Consider the following 21,013-nt stretch of genomic DNA (forward strand, 5'->3'; position numbering starts at 1 on the left):
GAGGTCTAGAAGAATAAAATAGAGCCTAATATGTAAAAGTTATACAGCGAAAATATAGAAGCACGAGGAGAATAGGGATGAATATGTTTGATACAAAATTAGTGGATAGAATAGTTGATTTTATTGAGAAGAGATATAATTTTTTTTTAATAATAATTTTATCAACATCGATATTTAATATATTCTATAATTTAGGTACTGCACCTATATATAGCTGGGATGAGGCAAGACATGGAGTTAACGCTTATGAAATGATTAAAAGGAATAATTATATAGTAAATACTTATGCATATAATAATGATTACTGGAACTTGAAGCCGCCAGTAAGCTATTGGGCAATAATATTAGGGTATAAGCTAGCTGGTTTTAACGCTTTAGGGTTAAGACTATTTTCTGCTATATCAGCTGTGTTAACAATAATGGCAGTATCTATATTTGTTTTATACAATCACGGAAAAATAGCTTCTCTAATTTCCTCAGCAGTGTTAACTACCACAGTGCCTTTTATTATGGACCATTGTTCTAGATCTGGAGACGCAGATTCCATATTTATTTTATTTTTCACACTGTCTATCATGTGTTTAACCTTAGGAGAAAAAAGTATCCGATGGCTTTATGGCTCGGGGTTCACCTTTGCACTGGCGTTTCTAACCAAGAGCTGGCATGCAGGTAGCATAGCAGTTATTATATTTATATATTTGGTTGTGAATAGAGAATTATTTAGGATGAATAAAAAAGTGATAGCCTTATTTATACTAAGTACTTCATTGCCAGTTCTTGCTTGGGCAATATTAAGGTATAGCCAAGATGGTTTTGTCTTTTTCAAGAACATGATAGGATATGATTTAATGGCTAGGACCTCTAGAACCTTAGAAGGCCATATTGGGGGTATGTGTTACTATTTTGAACATTTTCAATGGTCATATTTCTATTGGTTTTTAGTTTTTACAAGTACTACACTGGCACTTATTACAGTGTCTGGCCCAGAAACCTTAACTGATGATAACAAGAATTATATTTTATGTATAGCGCTCTGGATAACCATACCATTTTTGCTCTACACGATAGCAAAGACAAAGATATGGTGGTATATTTTTCCTGTTTATCCTGCCATGGCTATAAGCATTGGGGCGGCTTCAAGTATGCTTCTAAAGATTAAAAGAACAAATATTATTATGTCGATTTTATTGATTGGTATGATAATATTATCTATAACTAAAAACCAGTTGTTAATCATAGATAAAATCCATAGCATCAAACCAGATCCTATTCAGGTATTGTTCAAGAAACTAGAAAAGCACCCAGAGTATGAAGGGAGAAAGATCTATGTTGATCACTTTGAACAGAGCTACTGGCTATGTGCTGAATTATATGGTGACTTAGTTCCAGTTTCAGGAGGAATAAAAGGATTCTTAAAGGAGAATGATAATAGTACCATCCTTTTTATTACAAAGGATAAAAAAATTGATTTAGGTAACAATATTCGTAATCTCAAAATAGTAATTGAAAATGAAAATGCCTGTATTTACAGCAAGTAGTTACGAGTGTCGTTACTAATGAGTAGAGTTTGCGGGCTACTTAAAGTGAAAATTTCTCCCACGCAAAAACTAAGGCTTCCACTTTTGGCTGATGCAAAAGTGGAAGCCTTTTACCTATTTTTCAGCGAAACCAGTTTATTAAAAATCCAGGTAGAGGCAGCCAAAAAAGTAATATCAAAGGTATAGTTAAATAGGAAAAGCTGCTTTGCAGTATCTGCTTCTCCGTTGCCTATATAGGGCATAGGAAATTGCATAATACCAATTAGAATGATTATCCATAAAATCTCTATTCGCAGAGTAACTACAGCATCATGTTTATGCTTAATGTACTCAATAACAGAAAATAAAAATATTAAAATATAAAAAGTTACTATGAAGGATAAGGTTTTAGGTAACTTGAAGTTTCTAAAGTCTGACCAGAGTGTGAAACGATTAAATTCAGGAGTATACTTCGGCACCTTGGATTTTTCATATTTACCTAGGGCAGTTTCAGTATGAAAGCTCTTAGATGCAGTATATTCCATACCCTTTAATAGCCTGTCAGGCTGTAGAATATAGAATTTTACTAGCTTTATATTGCTGATTTTTTCGTTAAATTCTTTATTAGTTATATCTGACCAAGGAACGTATTTTACATATGCCTCCTTGGGCAAATAAGCATGTTTACCTGCTTCCACAGATAAATCTGGAGACAAGCCAAGAAGCTCTAAGTCCTCTTTAGGATTTTGTGAGTTTTTCAAAATACCGTAAAAAACTGAATTAAATTTTGTATCTACACCACAGGAAGCATTAATCTGAGAATATGTGCCTTTCACATAGAAAGTTAATGCCAGTATGGTAATAATGAGGAATATGTTAGTTTTAGTAAAAAGTTGTTTTCTATTAATTTTTATCACCCTTAATATAATAAAAACCACAAGTGGTAATGCAATAAAACATTGAGCCTTGGAACCGAGAAACAAAACTGATGAAATAAATATAAATAGAAATTTTTTATAAGGTTTATCTTCTCTATGTTTTAAAAGGTAGAGAATACTTGAGATAAATAAAAGGAATCCTACAATCATCATTGGCTCTCCATAAAGGCTATTAAACCATACAAGATAGTTTCCGTCTACCAATACAAATACAGATAATATACTGAAAAAAATTGCTGTACTTATATTTTTAAAATGGATACAACGAAGGCATATATATAAACCTGTCATATACAAAACTAAGTAAATGAAAGCCAAAATTCTAGTGTCAAAATAATTATAGCCAATCACACTGCATAATAATTTTCCTATCGTAATAGGATAGATCATACTTGTTGTTGGAATTTCACCTGAGAGTCTAGAAAAGCTTGTTGGAAGCGCTTCGTATTCAGTTACAACATATTTGAACCAGTGAGAAGCATCTTGCATTTTGGTATTTCCTAGACCAGTAACCTTCATTACCCTTTCAAAATCTCCTTGATCTGCTATGCCTGGCATAGGAGGGGAGAACAGTGTAAATAAAGCTATTATACAAGCTGTTAAGGTACTGACAATTGGTATGTATATATATAAGTTTGAATAGTCTCTGAGGGATAACTTATTTTTTTTTATATTTAGCATAATACTCTCCTTTCATGGGGCCAATTTTAAAAGGGAATATATCCATCCAAAGAAAGTATTGCCATAAGTTTAGAAATTAAACCTAATTGTTTTATGACGGATTGATAAAACAATGTGGAATAAATGTAACATTAAGAATACTTTGACAAGGTATTCTGTTTACAAAACAACATTTTTTTGCTAAACTAAAATTAAATTTAATAACTCCGACTCTATATTACCTAAAAGAATCATTTCTTATGGTGAATAGAACCGCAGGGTATTGTTGGAAACTTCAGTGCCTACCTTATGGAAAGGAGTAAAAGAATATACCTGATTAGTTAATGGTGTATTTTCGACGTTCCTTTTGGAACGTCTTTTTTATCCGATGACTACCCGCTCTAATACTCCCATCTTCTTCAAAGTGGGAGTAAAGAGCGGCTACGTCCCTGGATTCGCTCAACTAAGAATCAGGTGGAGTTTGAAACTCCATCTGATTCAAGTTTTCACTTCATGTACAAATAATTATAATATAATCAAGGGGGAAGAACATAATGAAAAAAATTTTATTAGCTGCTTTAAGCACAGTATTTTTATTTTCTACAACTGCTTGTTCAAACAAAACAGCTCAGAAAGAAAGTACTGAAAAACAAGAGGACAAGTCTATTGTTATGGCAACCACAACTAGCACACAAGATTCAGGGCTTTTAGACTACTTATTACCAATCTTTGAAAAAGAAAAAGGAATAAAGGTGAAAGTAGTTGCTAAGGGAACAGGAGAAGCTTTAAAGCTTGGTGAAAGGGGAGACGCAGACGTTCTGCTTGTTCATGCTAAGGAGCAGGAAGAAAAGTTTATAAAAGATGGTTTTGGTGTAAAAAGATATGATGTTATGTATAATGATTTTATAATAGTTGGACCAAAGAGTGACCCGGCAAAAATAAAAGAAAAAGCTCCAAGTGACGCAATTCAAGCGTTAAAGACTATAAGTGAAAGTGGATCTCAGTTTATATCCAGAGGAGATGAATCTGGTACTCATACTAAGGAAAAGGGTTTGTGGAAGGCAGCTAATATAACTCCACAGGGAAATTTCTATGTTTCTGCTGGTAAAGGTATGGGAGCTGTGCTACAAATGGCAAGTGAGAAAAATGCATATACTCTTACAGACAGAGCTACATACTTATCTATGAAGGATAAGCTTGATTTAATAATAGTAACTGAAAAGAATGACAAGTTGTATAACCAATATGGTGTTATAAAATTAAATCCAGAAAAGAATAAAATAAAAGAAAAAGAAGCAGATGAGTTTATAAATTGGATCATATCTGATAATACACAAAAACTCATAGCAGAGTTTGGTAAAGAAAAATATGGACAATCTTTATTTATACCTAATGCAAAAAAATAATATAAGGTTTTAATAGAAATTTAAAAACTTATATATTGTGATGATTATTAAAAGTTAATGTCTTTATTTTTAAAGTAACCAGGAATTATTTTTATATAGTTCCTGGTATTATTTTATACCTATATTGCAATGGCAATATAGGTGTCTTTATTTAAAGATTATGTTAAAATAAGACATACGTATTTTGGTTCAATATCTAAAATATGTAAATATGCTTATTTGGAGTGGTGCTATATTGAATTTGGTATTGAGAATAGATAATAATATAGTTGCAATTATTGTATCAATTATATTTTTAAAAAATATATCAAACTCTCTTGATAAAAAAGAAATAAAAAACAAAGCTTTCGTCGCTATTTTCATATTAAATACCATTGAACTAATTACTGAAACCTTAACCTGCATAATAAATAGACAACCATATGAATGGCTAATACCTATAACTAACGTGTTGCATATTCTTTTATTTATTTTAGGACCATTAATAACATATGGGTGGTATGTGTTTGCTAACTTATGGGTAAATAAAAGTATAGAGTATAGGTGGAAAAAGGATATTTTTCTTTTGATACCTATAATAATAAATACCTTCATAGTAATCCCTAGCCCATTCTTAAAACTAATATTTTATATTAATGAATATAATGTGTACGAGAGAGGACCGTTATTTTTTATTCCTGTCCTTATATCATATTTTTACTTGTGCTGTGGTTTTATAATGGTTTATGCTAATAAAAATAAACTAAATAGAATAGAGTTTTTACCTTTGTTTCTGTTTGGAGTATTTCCAGCATTAGGAGGATTAGTTCAGTCAATGTTTTATGGTCTTTTACTGATGTGGAGTTCCATCGCCTTTTCTTTAATCATTTTGTATTTGTATATACAACAGCAAATGATGCATATGGATTATTTAACAGGAGCATGGACACGTGAAAAGTTTTATAACTATTTAAATAATAGAATTGAACAAAAAAAGCATAAGAATTTTTCAATAGTCTTTGTTGATCTTAATGACTTTAAAGAAATAAATGATACCTTCGGCCATAATGAAGGGGATCGGGCTTTAATAAATTTTGTATCTATTATCAAAAGTGTATTGCGGAATGAGGAGTCCATTACTCGCTACGGGGGAGATGAGTTTGTTTTATTTCTTGATGTAGATAGTCAGCAGGAAGTGGAGGTAATAATTAAAAAAATTTCTGATGCTATAGCTGATTACAATAAGCGTTCTAATGTACTCTGTAAATTAGATTTTAGCTGCGGATATGAACTTTATAATTTTGATAAACATATGACTGCTGATGAATATATTAATCACGTAGACAAATTGATGTATAGGGATAAAAATAAGAAAAAGAAAACAACCGATTTTTTATAACAATCGGTTGTTTTAAAAATTATTGGTTAGTTGTTTCAGTCTGAGGAGCTTGATGAGCCTTTGGAGCAGGCATAGCTGCTTTAATAGCATCAGCCTTATCCTGAGTTATGATTCCAGCAGTTACAAGCTCGCTAAACATATCAGTTTTTTCTGTAGTCTTTTTGCTTTCAAAGTAAGCTTTACGATCAGCTTCGGTCATATCTTTAACTTTGTCCATTTCAGCTTGTCTTTCAGTCTGCTTTTCTGTCATATAGCTTATGATTTTGTCTTCTTCATTTTGAGTAATAGTTCCAGCAGTAACTAATGTGTCAAGTTGAGTTTTCATTTTCTCAGAAGACATACCGCCGCCTCTTTTACCACCTTTTCCATCATGACCTTGAGGAAGTGCACTTTTTATGGTATCAGCTTGAGCTTGAGTTAAGGTGCCATTAGTTACAAGAGAGCTTAACAAGTCAGTTTTCTCTGTAGTTTTTCTGCTTTCAAAGTAAGTCTGACGTTCAGCTTCAGTCATGTTTTTAACCTTGTCCATTTCTGCCTGTCTTTCTGATTGCTGTTGGCTAACTTTATCTAATATAGCAGTCTTTTGTGCTTCAGTAATAGTTCCAGCAGTAACTAGCTTATCAAGCTCTGTTTTCATCATGTCTGATTTATTTTCCTTATTCATTCTAGCTTCTTTTCTAGTTGTATTGGTGTCTGTTGAGCTACTAGAAGTACTAGCAGCAAATGCAGCAGTTCCAGCTGAAATTAGTACACCACCAGCTATTACAGCAGTTAATATTTTATTCATTAATTTTTTTCTATTCATTTTAATACACTCCTTCAAATTTTTATTTATGTTTTCAATTTCTTTATTTTCATATGTTGTTCCTTGATATGTTTATATCATAAAGGTTTTATGTGACAATTATGTTACAGCTTTATTAAAGTTTTGTGTCAAATAGTCAAAATATAATTGAATGTAGATATTCAATATGGTAAAGATTTAATCCGTCCAAAATATTTTCAGCATAAAAAAATAAATTTTAGAAACAATATTAGTGTTAATTATTTTTTTATATAGGGAGGAAATATTTATGAAAGCAGAGAAAATGAGTAGACCTAATGAAGGAATTAAGTGTGTTGTTAACACTTGCCACTATTACATGTCTGGCGACCATTGTAGTGCGTCCCAAATAGAAGTTCAGCCTAAAAATGCAGGTAATACTCAAGAAACAGACTGTGCAACATTTATTCCAGAAGGTCAGGCATAACTTTTATTTCTACATGTTTATCCGATGACTACCCGCTCTAATACTCCCATCTTTTTCAAAGTGTACGTCACGAGCGGCTAAGTCCCTAGATTCGGTCAACTAAGAATCAGGTGGAGTTTGAAACTCCATCTGATTCAAGTTTTCACTTCATACCTACTTTTAAGAAATGTTAAAACTAAATAATAAAATTAATGAGATGCCGTATTATTCAAAAAAGAATTTTACGGTATTTCTATGTAATAATACAAGCACTCTATTAGGATTATGTATTCTTAATTTATTTTCAATTTAATAACTTAATTGTGAATTTTCTCATTATGAAACGGGAAAGGTATCATTTTGATACTGAGTGTATAGTTAACAGAAGGAGCTGTAACTGCCGGAGTTTATGCTTATGTTAGAAAAATGGCGCCAGGAGTCACATATGAAGGTAGATCTGCTGGTAAAAAACCTCTATATGGATTAATTATTGCTATGATACTTCTTTCTCCAATAGGACTTTTAGCTACTGGAACAGCTTGGAGAGAATGGGGTGCTGACGAAATAAAAGATATTGTAGGATATGTGCCTAATGCATTTGAACATGGATTTAATTTTAATGCAATGATGCCTGACTATGCTGTAAACGGAATGAATGAAATAATAGGATATATTATTTCTGCAGTGGCAGGAGTTGCAATCATTTTAATATTATTTAAAATAATTGGATCTGTTAAAAAGGAGAAACTAAGCGATAGTGATAACATAGGAACTTCTTTATAATCAAACTTAAATATAGTTTGAAAGTTTGAATAAATTATTGACATAATTTGAAAATAGGTATATAATTTAATCATAAAATTAAATATTAAAAATATTAGGTTTATTTAATAATCAAAAGGGAAAATGGTGAAAATCCATTGCAGCCCCCGCTACTGTATACGGCGACAAATTCTGTATCCACTGGATTTATTCTGGGAAGGAAGAAGGAGGAAGACCCGTGAGTCAGGAGACCTGCCTTTTATTTTGATTGCAAGCTTTCGGAGGGAAAGAAAATGCATAAAAATTATTATTTTAATACATCCTATAACTATGTGGTTTTATGGATATGAAGGATAGTCAGGTTGTATTGAATATAATGATTTATGTATTTTTAATTTGTTATTAAGGACTTCGAAAGAAGTCCTTTTTATATGGTGTTAATTTAAATATATTTAATCCTTTTTTTCACACCTACTTTTTCAGTAGGTGTACTTTTTTATAAATAAACAAAAATTTACTTATAACCTAATGAAGATGAATTAACGTTGTTTTAAAATGCAAATTTCTTCAATTTTGTATAAAATATTGACAAATATATATTTAATAGCTATGATGTAAATATATGATAAAGTATTGGTTTAAAATTAATATTTTGTTTAATATATGATATCGCAAGTTTTATATAAAAATTTAGTATGACAAAAATTGGATTTTTAATATAATTTGTACATTTGTAAATAATATAATAGTTCAAATAGGTGTCGGTTGTAATCAAAGGTATTATAAACCGGTGAAAAGGAAAGATGGGTGAAAATCCCACACGGTCCCGCCGCTGTAAGAGAAGAGTCCCTCTGAGAATGCCACTGAATAATCGGGAAGGCAAGAGGTGATGATGACGCTTGAGTCAGAAGACCTGCCTGTTTTAAAACCAGTTACTCTACGAGAGATGGAGGAGGTTTAATACAGTGCGCCTATTTTTAGTATTAACTCATTATCTTTTTGGAGATAATGAGTTTTTTTGTTTAAATTCATATGATTTATTTATGGGATATTTTAAATATTTTTGGAGGTAAGTATGTCAAACGTATTAGTTATTGCGGGAACAATGGATGCTAAGCAAATAATAGACAAGCTTTATAAAATGGGTGAAAAGGTTACCGTAATGGTCACCACTAAGTTAGGCAGTGAGTTGATTGATCACGATGATAGTATTGATATTTATCAGGGAAAGATCAATAAGGTCAGCATCATTGATATGATAGATAAAGTACAGCCAAAATGTATTATTGATGCTTCTAATCCTTTTGCGATAGACATATCTCGAAATGTAATAAGTGCTTGTAAACCTACTGAAATACCATATATTAGATTTTTAAGAGAAAAAGTAACATATGAGGGGATGATATTGTAAGGGTAAAAAATTATGAAGAAGCATTTGAACGGATTCAGGAATATGAGGGTAATATAATACTAACAGTGGGAAGTAAAAAAATTGAAACTTTTACTAAGATACCTGACTATAGAAACAGAGTATACCTAAGAGTGCTTCCGGATTGGATGGTCTTAAAAAAATGCGAAAACCTGGGATTCAATTCAAGAAATATAATAGCAATGAAAGGCCCGTTCAATGAAGAGTTAAATGTGGAGATATTTAAATATTGCAATGCCTCTGTTTTAGTGACAAAAGATAGTGGTAATACTGGGGGCGTTATAGAAAAAATAAATGCAGCCAGAAAGTTAGGGATTAAAATAATTATGATCGACAGATCTGATGAAAATTATGAAAATAAAACGACTTCGATTAAAAAAATAATTGATTTTGTAAAGGAGATAAGTATCTATGGATCATCATAAACATAGAATCGGGCATAAACACGGTGAAGGGTTTTCGATTGATTTTTATGCTTATACTTCCAAAATTAGACACTGGAATCCTACTTTTAAAGTATTTCTTTCTGTTTTGATACTGATTCTTTGTATTGTATTGGACAACCCCTATGTATCTATTGTAGTCATTATTGCAATGGCATATCTGACCATCATAAAAGGAGGGCTTCCAATACATGAATATCTGTCAATGTTAACGATTCCGATTGTCTTTATACTCCTTGGTACTTTTACCATTGCTATTGATTTTTCAAAGGAGCCTATAGGACAGTATAACCTGTATCTTGGTTTCTGCTATGTGTTTACTTCCGGGGAAAAGCTTAAGGAAGTGGTCTTCTTGATTCTGAAGGTTTTTGCAGCTATCAGTGCTCTACAGATGATGATATTATCCACTCCATCCTCTGAAATTATATATGTCCTTCGAAAGGCACATGTGCCGAAGCTTATTATAGAGCTTATGAATATCATTTACCGATATATTTTTATTTTAATGGATGTGTATACTAAAATGAAAAACTCCGCAGAATCCCGTCAGGGCTACTGTGATTTTAAAACTTCCTGCTATACCTTTGGAAGCATTGCAAGTAATATGCTGGTTGTTTCACTGAAAAAGGCAAACTCTTATTATGATGCTATGGAAGCCAGATGCTATGATGGAGATCTTATATTTTGGGAGGAGGATAAAAAGATAGAAAAAATACAGATTGTGACAGCAGCAGCATTCATAATTTTCTTGATACTGCTCTGGAGCTTTACAAGATAGAAAGGAGTTATTATGGGAAAACCAATATTAAAGGTTGAAGATTTGTACTATGTATATGGAAATGGAAATCCTGCATTGAAGGGAGTAAGTGTAGATATCTATGAAGGGCAGAAAATTGCTGTCATTGGTTCCAATGGATCTGGAAAATCCACATTTTTCTTGAATGTGAATGGTGTGTTTACACCGGAACAGGGGAAAATCATTTACCGTGATACAATCATCAATAAAAAGAATTTAAAAGAACTTAGAAAAAATATTGGAATTGTATTTCAGGATGCAGACAATCAAATTATCGCATCTACAGTTATGGCAGAGGTTGCATTTGGACCGATGAACTTAAAGCTTCCAAAAGAGGAAGTAAAGAAAAGGGTTGAGGAGGCACTGGCATACATGAACATCTCCGATTTCAAGGATCGTCCGCCCCACTATTTGAGCGGTGGTGAAAAGAAGCGTGTCAGTATTGCAGACATCATTGCTATGAAATCGGAAATTATCATCTTTGATGAACCTACAGCAGCACTGGATCCTTTAAATGCACAGATGTTGGAAGAAGTTTTGGAAAAGCTTAGTTTAGAGAGGAAGACAATGCTTATTTCCACCCATGATGTGGATTTTGCATATAGATGGGCTGAAAGAGCTATTGTATTTTGTGAGGGTAAAATTATTGCAGATGGAACACCTCTGCAAATTTTTAAAAACAGTGAAATTTTAAAACAGGCAAATTTGAAACAGCCAACTATGCTTCAGGTCTATGAATCTCTTGTAGAAAAACATCTTTTACAAGATACAAAGACTTATCCAAGAAGCGTTGAAGAGTTGAAGAAGTTACTTGAAAAACAAGAGGTATTTCTAGGTGCTTTAGCTTAGATTAATACAAATAAATTAATAACAATATTATATGAGGAGGAAAATAAAATGAATCAAACAGAAAAGAAAATTGTCGCAATGGCGGCAGCTTTTGCATTAGTTTTCGGAGTAACCCCGGTAGTAAATGCAATGCACATCATGGAAGGATATCTTCCACCAAAATTCTGTGTTATATGGGGCGTTATTTGCCTTCCATTCTTAGCGGCAGGTTACTTATCAATTAAGAAGACATTGGCAGAAAACCGTAAATCTATCACTATTCTTGCTATGGCAGGCGCATTCATTTTTGTACTTTCATCTTTAAAAATTCCATCAGTTACAGGAAGCTGTTCACATATGACCGGTACCGGACTTGGTGCAATTTTATTTGGACCAGTTGCAGTAAGTATATTGGGTATTATTGTATTGATTTTCCAGGCAATTATGTTGGCTCATGGCGGATTGACATCTCTTGGTGCTAATACCTTTTCTATGGCTATTGCAGGTCCATTAGTTTCTTATGGAATCTATAAATTATGCCAGAAGATGAATGTAAGTAAGCATGTGGGTATTTTTTTAGCAGCAGCAATTGGTGACTTATTCACTTATTGTGTAACCAGTATTCAGCTTGCACTTGCATATCCATCTGCAAACGGTGGTGTTGCAGCATCTGCAGCTAAGTTCCTTGCAGTATTTGCACCTACACAACTTCCACTTGCAATTATAGAAGGTATTTTAAGTGTTGTTATCATTATGGGTCTTGAAACATATGCAAAATCTGAATTGGCAGGTATTGGATTTTTAAAGAGAGGTGAAAATTAATGGCAAAAACAAAAAAGAAAGTTATTAGTTTATTAATTGTTGCTGCGTTAATTGCTGTTATTCCATTATTCACATTAAAAGGTGCTGAATTTGGTGGATCCGACGATGCAGGAAGTAAAGTGGTTTCCGAGATAACAGGTACTGAATATGAGCCTTGGTTTACCCCTGTTATGGAAACCTGGATTGGCGGGGAGCTGCCAGGAGAAATAGAGAGCTTGTTATTCTGTGTACAGACAGGTATTGGAGTTGGCGTTTTAGCATTCTTTATGGGTAGATTTGTAGAAAGAAAGAAGAATGAAAATCAGCAGAATAGAACTGCATAATGTTTTTTATATTTATAAAAATTAAGGGAATTTAATAATAATAGTATTAGGTGCTGCCATTAATTGAAAAATGGAGTTAAAAGGGAAAGTGGAAAAGCCACTGCAGCCCACCGCTACTGTGAGGAGGATGAAACCTTATTAGGTCACTGGATAATTTTTATCTGGGAAGACAAGGGAGTAAAATGAATCTGAGCCAGGAAACCTGCCTAGTATTTGTTGATTCTTTCGGAGGGGAAGATATATGCAATTATACGGCTATTTATGTTTATTGGATCAATAAACATAAATATTTCGTTTTTTAGAGAACCTCCAATGGTTCTCTTTTTGCGTTTCTCCAATATCGCTAATAGATTATAGAGGGAGGTAAACGTTATGAAAAAATCTATTAAAAAACTATTAGTAACCTGTCTAACTTTTTCTTTAATATTAACTCAAATGTTTTTTACAAGAGAAGCAAAGGCAGAAGAAGCTAAGGGAACTGTTAAAACAGCAGGATCTTTACGACTTGGCGGAAGCGACAGATATAAAACCTCTGTTGCTATATCTCAAAGGGGATGGTCCTCATCTCAGTATGTTGTATTAGCTAGCGGCATTGAATTTCCAGATGCACTTTGTGCAGGGCCTCTAGCGAAAAAATATGATGCTCCAATTCTTTTAACACAACCTGATAAATTAAATTTAGACACATTAAAGGAAATTAAAAGATTAGGTGCAAAAAATATTATTATCATAGGTGGCATTGGATCAATTTCAAAGAATATTGAAGATGAACTGAAATCAGAGGGAATTACTAGTACCGAACGTATATCTGGAGCAGACAGATATGAAACATCTGTTAAGGTAGCTGAAAAAATTGGTACTACAGATAGCATTGCACTTGCTTGTGGCTTAAACTTTCCAGATGCATTATCTTTTTCTCCTATAGCAACGGCAAAAGGAATTCCTATAGTATTAACTAATAAAGACAGCTTACCAGATTGTGTAAAGCAATATTTGACAGGTAAAAAAATAATACAATCATATATAGTAGGTGGAACTGGTGTAATTAGTGACAGTGTGAAAAATTCAGTTTCTAATCCTTTAAGATTAGGTGGTTTGAATAGATATGAAACTAATGTAGAAATATTAAAGGCCTTTGATAAGGATCTCAATTATAATAACGTATACATATCCGATGGAGATGGTCCAAATGGTAATGAATTTGCAGATGCGTTATCCGGATCGGTGCTTGCAGCTAGAACTTCTTCGCCTATAATTTTAGCTTATAAGTCTTTACCAGATTCGACTAAAGATTATATTAAAACAAAGTTTATATTAGGAAGTAAAACAATAGCTTTAGGTGGAGAGGCTTCAGTATCTTCTTCAATATTGAATGATATGTCAGCATTAATAAATGAAATACCAGCAAGTGCTGTAGATAATAAAACTCAAACTACAACTGCTTCTCAAGGATCAGGAGGAAGTATCTCTAGTAATATTACTCTATCTGTTACTGGAGTTAGTGGCAAAGTAATATTATCCTCTACAGCAATAGAGATGCAAAGCGGAGATACAGCATATTCTGTTTTAATTAGAAAGCTTGGCAGTAAAGTAAGTACAAAGGGATCAGGATATGTAAGAGGAATAGATGGTCTAAAGGAATTAGATTATGGCCCTTTAAGTGGATGGATGTATTCTGTAAATGGAAAATTTCCTAATGTCAGTGCTGATTTATATACACTAAAAAATGGAGATGTTGTGGCATGGTGTTACACTAAAAATATGGGACAAGATATAGGGGCACCTATGACTGGTGGTAGTACAGGCTCCGGTGGGGGGCAGGAAGTGGATCAGGAACAAACCCTACTGATAATACAAATGGAAATCTTGTAGATATAAAGGGAAATTTAAGCTTCACATTGACAGAGGCAGCAAGCAAAACAATAACTATACAATCAAATAGTAATAATAGTAGTGACTTTATTACTGTAACTTTATATGATAGCAATGGAAATTTAGCTTATATAAATCAATGCTCTAATGGAACTATGCAGTTAAATACCATTCTTGCACCGGGAAAATACCATGGGTTTGTGAAAGCTTCAAGTATGGATAAAGTAACTATAAGTGAATTTCAAGTTAACTAAATTTAATATGGGAGGCTGAAAAATATGAAAAATTTAAAAAGTAAACTAATATCGATGTTAATGGTTTTTGCCATGGTAATAGGTTTAGTGGGAATTAAAGTGAATTATGTGTTTGCAGCGGAAACAGCAAATACTGTGAATGTAAAGATAAGGGTGGAAGCTGCTGATCATACCATAGTACATGAAACAGAGCTTGCAGTTAGTAATTTTGATATGACTGATTATGGCATGACAACTCAGCTTAGTAAGGTTAATGTTATGAATGCGCTTGTAATGGCATTAAATAGTAACAGTATTGACTGTAAAAACAAAAATAATTTTGATGCGGAAGCATCAAGCTATGGTGGTTATTATGTTAAAACAATAGCCGGTATTAGTGCAGCTGGCATTGGAGGATGGATGTACTGTGTAAATAATATTTCCCCATACAATACAATGGAACAGGAAGAAATAAAAGAGGGGGATTCCATTGTTGTATATTATGTCAGTGACTATTCAACAGTTTACAGCTTTTTTGATAAGTCAGAGGTTACTACAACTACAGGTTCAATAACTTTAAATTTGAAAGGAAATTTTTATGATGCAAGTTGGAACGTTTATAATAAAGGAATAGATGGAGCAAAAATATTAGTTGATGGCAAAGAAGTAAGTGCAGATGGCAATACAGTTGTAACAGATAAGGACGGAAATTGTGTATTAAACTTTGATAAATCCGGAACATATAATGTGTCAGCGGAGAAGGATGGTATATCAAGATCTTATTGTAAAGCTATTGTACAACTGCCAGAACAAGCAAAAGATTATACAAGCTCTATAAATACTCTTATAGATGGAGTAGCACAAAATATTAAAGCAGATGGTTTGGGAGTATTAGATTTATATAAAGCAGGTAAACAAATACCGACTACTTATTTACAAACAGCTGAAGATAATATAAAGAAAAATGCTGATGATTTTACTGCCACTGATTTGGAGAGTAACACTTTAAGTATACTTGCAGCAGGAGGAGATCCTACAAACTTTGCAGGATATAATCTTGTAGAAAAGATATACAACAATGAAAGCATGAATAATATAATGGCATATATATATGGATTATTGGCTTTAGATTCAGCAAACTTTACAGCACCTCAGGATGCAAAGTGGAATAGAGATAAACTTGTACAAGCTATTTTAGATTGCAAAACCAGTGATGGTGGATGGGCATATTATGGAGATTTTGCTGACCCAGATGTGACAGCTATGACACTTTCAGCATTAGCACCTTATTATAATACAAACTCCGATGTAAAGGCAGCAGTAGATACAGCTGTAGGAAGACTTTCACAGATACAGACTAACAATGGTGGCTTTATATCATATGGAAATGAGAACAGCAACAGTACAGAAATGGTAATAATAGGTCTATGTGATATAGGAATAGATCCAGCTATCGATAGCCGCTTCGTAAAGAATGGAAAAAATCCAATAGATGCCCTTTTAAGCTTTGCATTAAGTGATAACAGTGGTTTTGGATTCACAGATGCCAGTAAAGCAAATGTATTGGCAACAGAACAGGGGCTAAGAGCATTAGTGTCATATAAGTTCTTTAAAGAAGGAAAAGGTTCTGTTTACAAGGGCTTTACAGTAAATGAACAAAATGGTACATCAAATGGACAAAATGGTACGTCAGAAAACAAATTAATACAAATAACTAATTTAACAAAAGATACAGTATTTAATTTAGGAAATGATGCAAAAATAACTATACAAGCAACAAATAACTCTGATAAAGATCAAGATGTTTCATTAATTGTAGCACTATATGATAACGCTGATCAATTTGTCAATTATGTATGTGCAGAGCAGACTATAAAAAAAGGTGATTCATCTGTTTTAACAAGTATGATGAAGTTTCCCAAAGAAGGAGTTTATAAATTAAAAGCCTTTGTTTGGGATAGTATGGAAGCTATGAATTCACTTTCAGATATAATAGAAATACCTGTTAAATAATATGATTTAAAGAATGACTGCTTTACAAAGTGGTTATTCTTTAAGCAATTTAAGGAAGTGAAAGTATGCAAATATGCAATGAAGACAGTAGTAACATATGCTTATATGAGAAAAAAGAAAAAAATAAGTATTACAGAAGTTTTAAAGAATATCATGTGTTAACTTCCTCACTTGTTTTTATGTCAATGTTAATACTGATATTTTCTAATGATAACCCGATAATATTAGGTTCTGTCTATATATTTATTATATCAATAATAATTTGCTGTAAGGAAAAAGAAAGATTTAAAAAGGTTATTTTGTATTTTATTCCAGTGGCTCTTTTGCTGGTCATATTGAATATGTTTTTTGTAAGTGCAGGCAGTACCACACTTTTTTATTTATTTCATAAAAGATTTACTCTTGAATCTGTAATCTATGCTGTAGTTATGACTTTTAAGCTTCTGGCGGTTATTTATCTATTTATAATACTTGAAATTATGGTTGATTCTGATAGGGCAGTTTCCTATTTTTCTTCTGTAATGCCTAAATCTACACTTATGCTTATGATAAGCTTTAAACTTGTTCCAACTATGAAGAATAGGTTTAAAAGTTTAAAAGAAATATATGAAGTAAGAGGAGTAGTATTTAATAAGAAAAAATCTAAAGAAAAAACCGCAAGTTATGTTCCGGTACTTTCTATACTATTAGAAGACTCCTTAGAGGGGTCCTTTGATATAGGAGAAGCAGCCTATGTAAGAGGATTTTTAAGCGGAAAAAGAAGCGTATATGATAGACAAAAATTTTGTGGCAGAGATTTTAAAATAATAGCCTTAAGTATTGCCCTTATTATATTTTACTGTGCAGCACAGTTTAAGAATTGGGTACAGTTTAATATATATGACGAGGTAACTGTTATAAATTTTATTAATACTGGTATAGCTATAATTTTTACTTTCATAATAGTTATAACTCTTATATTAATATTTAACAGTGAGGAGAAAAAACATGACATTTATAGAAATTAAGAATTTAAATTTTACTTATCCTTTAGAAAAAAAGAAAGCTTTAGAAAATGTAAATTTATCTATAGAAAAAGGTTCGCTGCTGCTCATAGCTGGAAAATCTGGTTCAGGAAAATCAACCTTAGGAAGAGCCATAGTTGGAACAGTTCCACATTTTTATGGAGGTACTATAGGTGGTCAAATTAAAATTGATGGTAAGCTTATTGAAAAAATGAGCCATAAAGAGAGAGCGGAAAAAATAACAATGGTTTTTCAGGATCCGGAGAAGCAGCTTATGATGAATAAGGTACATAGAGAGGTAGCTTTTGGACTTGAAAATATTTGTGCTGATGAAAAAGTAATAAAAAGAAGAGTTTATGAAGCACTACAATTTTCAGGAATACTCAATCTTGCAGAAAGAGATATAACATCTTTATCTGGAGGGGAGAAACAAAAGGTAGTAGTAGCCTCCTCCCTTGCATATATGCCCCAGTGTATAATTTTGGATGAGCCCACATCTCAACTGGATCCCTCCTCTGCAGAAGAAATAATAAATCTAGTAAAAAAGATAAATGAAGAATTGGGAATAACAGTTATTGTTGTAGAGCATAGAGTAAATCGGTGGTTCGATACAGCAGACTCAATAGCCATTATGGACAAAGGAAAGATTAGGTTGTTTAAGGATAAAGAAGATTTTTACAATAACTGTAGTGAAGATGAATCTATGTTTTTGCCAGATTATCTTAAGTTTTTTAAGAAGATAAAGATTAAATACATGCCTGCAAGCTTTAAAAAAGCAAGAATAGAGTTTTTAAATAGTGGTATAAGTTTAAAAAAAGAAAATAAAAATATTTATAATGAAGACCATCAAACAATACTCACTATAAAAAATCTTACCTATATAAGTGATTCTAAAAATATTCTAAAGAATATAAATCTTACAGTTAATAAAGGTGATTTCATAAGTATTATGGGAGCTAATGGTGCGGGGAAAAGTACATTTTTAAAATCAATTATGGGACTTATAGATTATGAGGGAATTATAGAACTCCATAATCAGAATGCAAAGGACATGGATATAAGAAGTATAGCTAAACATATAGGTTATGTTTCACAAAATCCTAATGATTATTTATCAAAGGATACTGTGTATGAGGAAATTAAATTTACTATGGATAACTATGGTATATATGATGAAAAAGTTATAGAGGAAGTTTTGAAAGAATTGGGAATATACGATTTAAAAGATAAAAACCCAAGAGATTTAAGTGGCGGTCAGAGGCAGAGAGTTGCAATTGCTTCCATATTGGTGTTAAAACCAGAGATGATTCTTTTAGATGAACCTACAAGAGGACTTGAAAGTGAACTAAAATTAAAACTTGGTAAAGTGTTGAAAAGACTTAATGAGGAAGGAACAACAATTATACTTGTAACTCATGATACAGATTTTGCAAGCAGTTTTTGCAGTAGATATATACTTATGTTTAATGGAAGCATAGCGGCAGATGGTGGGAAAAAAGAAGTTTTAGCAGATGGTATATTCTATACTACTTCAATAAATAAGCTTCTCAGAGATAAGAACAGCGATGTATTTACTTTAGAAGAAGCCTTAAGGATGTGTATAATATGAAAAAGCTTATAACTTTTCTTACAGCTACGGTTATTATATTTCTTATGATCATAACACTACATGGAGATACTCAAACCGGGGTATCACTAATCACCACATTAGGAGTATTTCTAATACTTTTCATGAGTTACTTTTATTTTGAAAAAAGCAATATGGGTACAAAGGAAATAGCTATTATAGCAACCTTAAGTGCATTTACAGCTCTTTCTAGAGTTGTTTTTGAAGTAATTCCCGGTGTAAAACCGGTAACCTTTTTAACTGCACTTACTGGTTTTGTGTTTGGACCCTATGAAGGCTTTTTAGTAGGCAGTACCTCTGCTTTTCTATCTAATATATTTTGTGGTCAGGGACCATGGACTCCCTGGCAGATGTTTTGCTGGGGACTTGTAGGAGTTATATGTGGTTTCTGGGGAAAAAGAGGTAAAGAAGTTTCTGCTATGAAATTTTCCATTGCATGTTTTTTACTTGGTTTTATGTATGACTGGATTATGAATATCTGGTTTGTGATTGGATTCGTAAAGCCTATTAATGTACAGACTGTTATAGGTGCATACCTTGCGGGGTTAACCTTTGATATTTTACATGGAGGCGGTTCTTTTATATTTTCTATAATTTTTTACGACAGTTTTTTACCGGTACTTCAGCGGTATAAAAGAAGATTAAATATAAGTTATATTAAGGCATCTTAAAAAATAACTAGTCAATCTGCTAGTCTATTTTATGTCATAGTGTGTCTACAGAACTCTTAGATAGGGCAGGCTGCCTCTTGTCTGACACAAAATATCCGTCGCATCTTTGACTTGTTATTTTCTTTAAGATGCCTAAGTCGTCTCAAATAGAATAAAGAAAAGAGGTGAGCATTTAGTGGGGGTGGCAATTACTATACTATTTCCCACTAAAGATAAATTATGAACAATAAAAAGAAATATGTAATAGCTTTAATAGCCTTTGCTGTATGTGCAGTTATGTTTTTCTTTGCTATTAAAGCTGAAAGAATGTATGCCAATAATGTTACAAAACAAGATACTAATAATGAAATGACTCAAAATAAGGCTGCTGATACAAAAAACACTTCTAAAGCAGCTGAGGAAGCTAAAAAGACAATAGATGAAAAGAATACAGCAAAGGATATTTCTAATAATATATCAAATAATGCAACCAGTAACCCTAACAACTCATCTACTTCAACTTCACAAGAGAATAAAACTAATACAACATCATCAAACAATAGTGGAGCAAATAATGGACAAACAACTGCAGCGGTACAATCCTCAACAGCTAAACAAAATACCCAAACTACAAATCCAGATGAGCAGCCTACATTTATGTTTATAGATGGAGTACATGGAGATAAAATGATCCTTCAAAAACATGTTGATGCAGAAGGGGAAACAGTGGGATATATCACCTGTAAACTTTTAGATGAAGCTAAAATAAGATTTAGAACTACAGGATCTTCTTCTACTTTATATGTTGCAGCTATAGATGGTCTTGAGGAAAAAAAACAGGGACCTTTATCCGGTTGGTGCTATTATGTAAAGAAAAAGGGAGAGAATAGTTTCCATAAGCCTAACATAGGATGCGGTCAATATGTATATGAAAAAGGTGATGTAGTAGTTTGGAGATATGTAGCGGACGGAGTTCATGATGGATATTCTGAAAATTGGGGTAAGTAAAGTGAAACTTGAATCAGATTGAGAAAAGCAGAGAGCCCAAATCTCTGATTTGGTGCGAATCGCTTTCACAACGTG

At 32.6% G+C, this 21,013-nt stretch carries 20 protein-coding genes and 4 riboswitches; of the genes, 18 read left to right on the forward strand and 2 right to left on the reverse strand.

Going from position 1 to position 21,013, the window contains the following annotated elements; translation table 11 throughout:
• Window positions 1-77: 77 nt before the first annotated feature.
• The gene (locus CLMAG_RS08745; RefSeq protein WP_066621125.1) at window positions 78-1,538 is read left to right on the forward strand and encodes an ArnT family glycosyltransferase; all 1,461 of its coding nucleotides are present in this window, start codon (window positions 78-80) and stop codon (window positions 1,536-1,538) included.
• Between the two features lie 110 nt (window positions 1,539-1,648).
• On the opposite strand, the gene wsfD is transcribed toward CLMAG_RS08745, so the two are convergent.
• Complete coding sequence (gene wsfD, locus CLMAG_RS08750; RefSeq protein WP_066621128.1) at window positions 1,649-3,136, reverse strand: glycan biosynthesis hexose transferase WsfD; 1,488 nt, start codon at window positions 3,134-3,136, stop codon at window positions 1,649-1,651.
• A 192-nt stretch (window positions 3,137-3,328) separates the two neighbouring features.
• A riboswitch (molybdenum cofactor riboswitch) is annotated at window positions 3,329-3,451 on the forward strand.
• 218 nt (window positions 3,452-3,669) lie between these two features.
• Between wsfD and CLMAG_RS08755 the strand changes: the two genes are divergently transcribed.
• Window positions 3,670-4,521: an ABC transporter substrate-binding protein gene (locus CLMAG_RS08755; protein ID WP_066621134.1), complete on the forward strand. Its 852-nt coding sequence runs from the start codon at window positions 3,670-3,672 to the stop codon at window positions 4,519-4,521.
• Between the two features lie 235 nt (window positions 4,522-4,756).
• Window positions 4,757-5,899, forward strand: coding sequence for a GGDEF domain-containing protein (locus CLMAG_RS08760; RefSeq protein WP_066621136.1), 1,143 nt, complete (start codon window positions 4,757-4,759; stop codon window positions 5,897-5,899).
• 19 nt (window positions 5,900-5,918) lie between these two features.
• Here the strand turns inward: CLMAG_RS08760 and CLMAG_RS08765 are convergent, their stop codons facing one another.
• Complete coding sequence (locus CLMAG_RS08765) at window positions 5,919-6,704, reverse strand: hypothetical protein (RefSeq protein ID WP_066621138.1); 786 nt, start codon at window positions 6,702-6,704, stop codon at window positions 5,919-5,921.
• A 268-nt stretch (window positions 6,705-6,972) separates the two neighbouring features.
• On the opposite strand from CLMAG_RS08765, the gene CLMAG_RS08770 reads away from it, so the two are divergent.
• From CLMAG_RS08770 to CLMAG_RS08835, 15 genes are all read left to right on the forward strand, one after another.
• Entirely contained in the window at window positions 6,973-7,149 is a 177-nt protein-coding gene (locus CLMAG_RS08770) for a DUF1540 domain-containing protein (RefSeq protein WP_066621140.1), read from the forward strand.
• A gap of 405 nt (window positions 7,150-7,554) precedes the next feature.
• A complete protein-coding gene (locus CLMAG_RS08775; RefSeq protein WP_066621148.1) occupies window positions 7,555-7,911 on the forward strand; it encodes a PDGLE domain-containing protein in 357 nt (118 codons plus the stop codon).
• A gap of 79 nt (window positions 7,912-7,990) precedes the next feature.
• Window positions 7,991-8,164: riboswitch (cobalamin riboswitch) on the forward strand.
• 465 nt (window positions 8,165-8,629) lie between these two features.
• A riboswitch (cobalamin riboswitch) is annotated at window positions 8,630-8,825 on the forward strand.
• A 140-nt stretch (window positions 8,826-8,965) separates the two neighbouring features.
• Window positions 8,966-9,301: a precorrin-6A/cobalt-precorrin-6A reductase gene (locus CLMAG_RS34230; protein WP_278330072.1), complete on the forward strand. Its 336-nt coding sequence runs from the start codon at window positions 8,966-8,968 to the stop codon at window positions 9,299-9,301.
• Between the two features lie 32 nt (window positions 9,302-9,333).
• The gene (locus CLMAG_RS34235) at window positions 9,334-9,744 is read left to right on the forward strand and encodes a precorrin-6A/cobalt-precorrin-6A reductase (protein ID WP_341420324.1); all 411 of its coding nucleotides are present in this window, start codon (window positions 9,334-9,336) and stop codon (window positions 9,742-9,744) included.
• Complete coding sequence (gene cbiQ / locus CLMAG_RS08785) at window positions 9,731-10,540, forward strand: cobalt ECF transporter T component CbiQ (protein ID WP_066621150.1); 810 nt, start codon at window positions 9,731-9,733, stop codon at window positions 10,538-10,540. The genes CLMAG_RS34235 and cbiQ overlap by 14 nt, the downstream gene beginning before the upstream one ends.
• A 12-nt stretch (window positions 10,541-10,552) precedes the next feature.
• Window positions 10,553-11,407 (forward strand): energy-coupling factor ABC transporter ATP-binding protein, encoded by an 855-nt coding sequence (locus CLMAG_RS08790; protein WP_066621152.1) that lies wholly within the window; start codon window positions 10,553-10,555, stop codon window positions 11,405-11,407.
• 48 nt (window positions 11,408-11,455) lie between these two features.
• A complete protein-coding gene (locus tag CLMAG_RS08795; protein ID WP_066621155.1) occupies window positions 11,456-12,208 on the forward strand; it encodes an energy-coupling factor ABC transporter permease in 753 nt (250 codons plus the stop codon).
• Entirely contained in the window at window positions 12,208-12,531 is a 324-nt protein-coding gene (locus tag CLMAG_RS08800; RefSeq protein ID WP_066621164.1) for an energy-coupling factor ABC transporter substrate-binding protein, read from the forward strand. Before CLMAG_RS08795 ends, CLMAG_RS08800 begins: the two co-directional genes overlap by 1 nt.
• 31 nt (window positions 12,532-12,562) lie before the next feature.
• Window positions 12,563-12,755, forward strand: a riboswitch (cobalamin riboswitch).
• Between the two features lie 148 nt (window positions 12,756-12,903).
• On the forward strand, window positions 12,904-14,403 hold the full coding sequence (locus tag CLMAG_RS08805) for a cell wall-binding repeat-containing protein (RefSeq protein ID WP_066621167.1): 1,500 nt from the start codon (window positions 12,904-12,906) through the stop codon (window positions 14,401-14,403).
• Window positions 14,404-14,429: 26 nt separating this feature from the next.
• Window positions 14,430-14,657, forward strand: coding sequence for a hypothetical protein (locus CLMAG_RS08810; RefSeq protein WP_066621172.1), 228 nt, complete (start codon window positions 14,430-14,432; stop codon window positions 14,655-14,657).
• A 24-nt stretch (window positions 14,658-14,681) separates the two neighbouring features.
• Window positions 14,682-16,649 carry a DUF4430 domain-containing protein gene (locus tag CLMAG_RS08815; RefSeq protein WP_066621174.1) on the forward strand — a complete coding sequence of 656 codons (1,968 nt, stop codon included), beginning with the start codon at window positions 14,682-14,684 and terminating at the stop codon, window positions 16,647-16,649.
• 65 nt (window positions 16,650-16,714) lie between these two features.
• A complete protein-coding gene (locus CLMAG_RS08820) occupies window positions 16,715-17,656 on the forward strand; it encodes an energy-coupling factor transporter transmembrane component T (protein ID WP_066621176.1) in 942 nt (313 codons plus the stop codon).
• Window positions 17,637-19,262, forward strand: a complete 1,626-nt coding sequence (locus tag CLMAG_RS08825) for an ABC transporter ATP-binding protein (protein WP_066621184.1) — start codon at window positions 17,637-17,639, stop codon at window positions 19,260-19,262. The genes CLMAG_RS08820 and CLMAG_RS08825 overlap by 20 nt, the downstream gene beginning before the upstream one ends.
• Window positions 19,259-19,951: an ECF transporter S component gene (locus CLMAG_RS08830; RefSeq protein ID WP_066621187.1), complete on the forward strand. Its 693-nt coding sequence runs from the start codon at window positions 19,259-19,261 to the stop codon at window positions 19,949-19,951. The genes CLMAG_RS08825 and CLMAG_RS08830 overlap by 4 nt, the downstream gene beginning before the upstream one ends.
• Window positions 19,952-20,170: 219 nt before the next feature.
• On the forward strand, window positions 20,171-20,938 hold the full coding sequence (locus CLMAG_RS08835; RefSeq protein ID WP_066621189.1) for a DUF4430 domain-containing protein: 768 nt from the start codon (window positions 20,171-20,173) through the stop codon (window positions 20,936-20,938).
• Window positions 20,939-21,013: the final 75 nt, after the last annotated feature.

It is taken from the genome of Clostridium magnum DSM 2767 (assembly GCF_001623875.1).
Taxonomy (GTDB): domain Bacteria; phylum Bacillota; class Clostridia; order Clostridiales; family Clostridiaceae; genus Clostridium_AM; species Clostridium_AM magnum.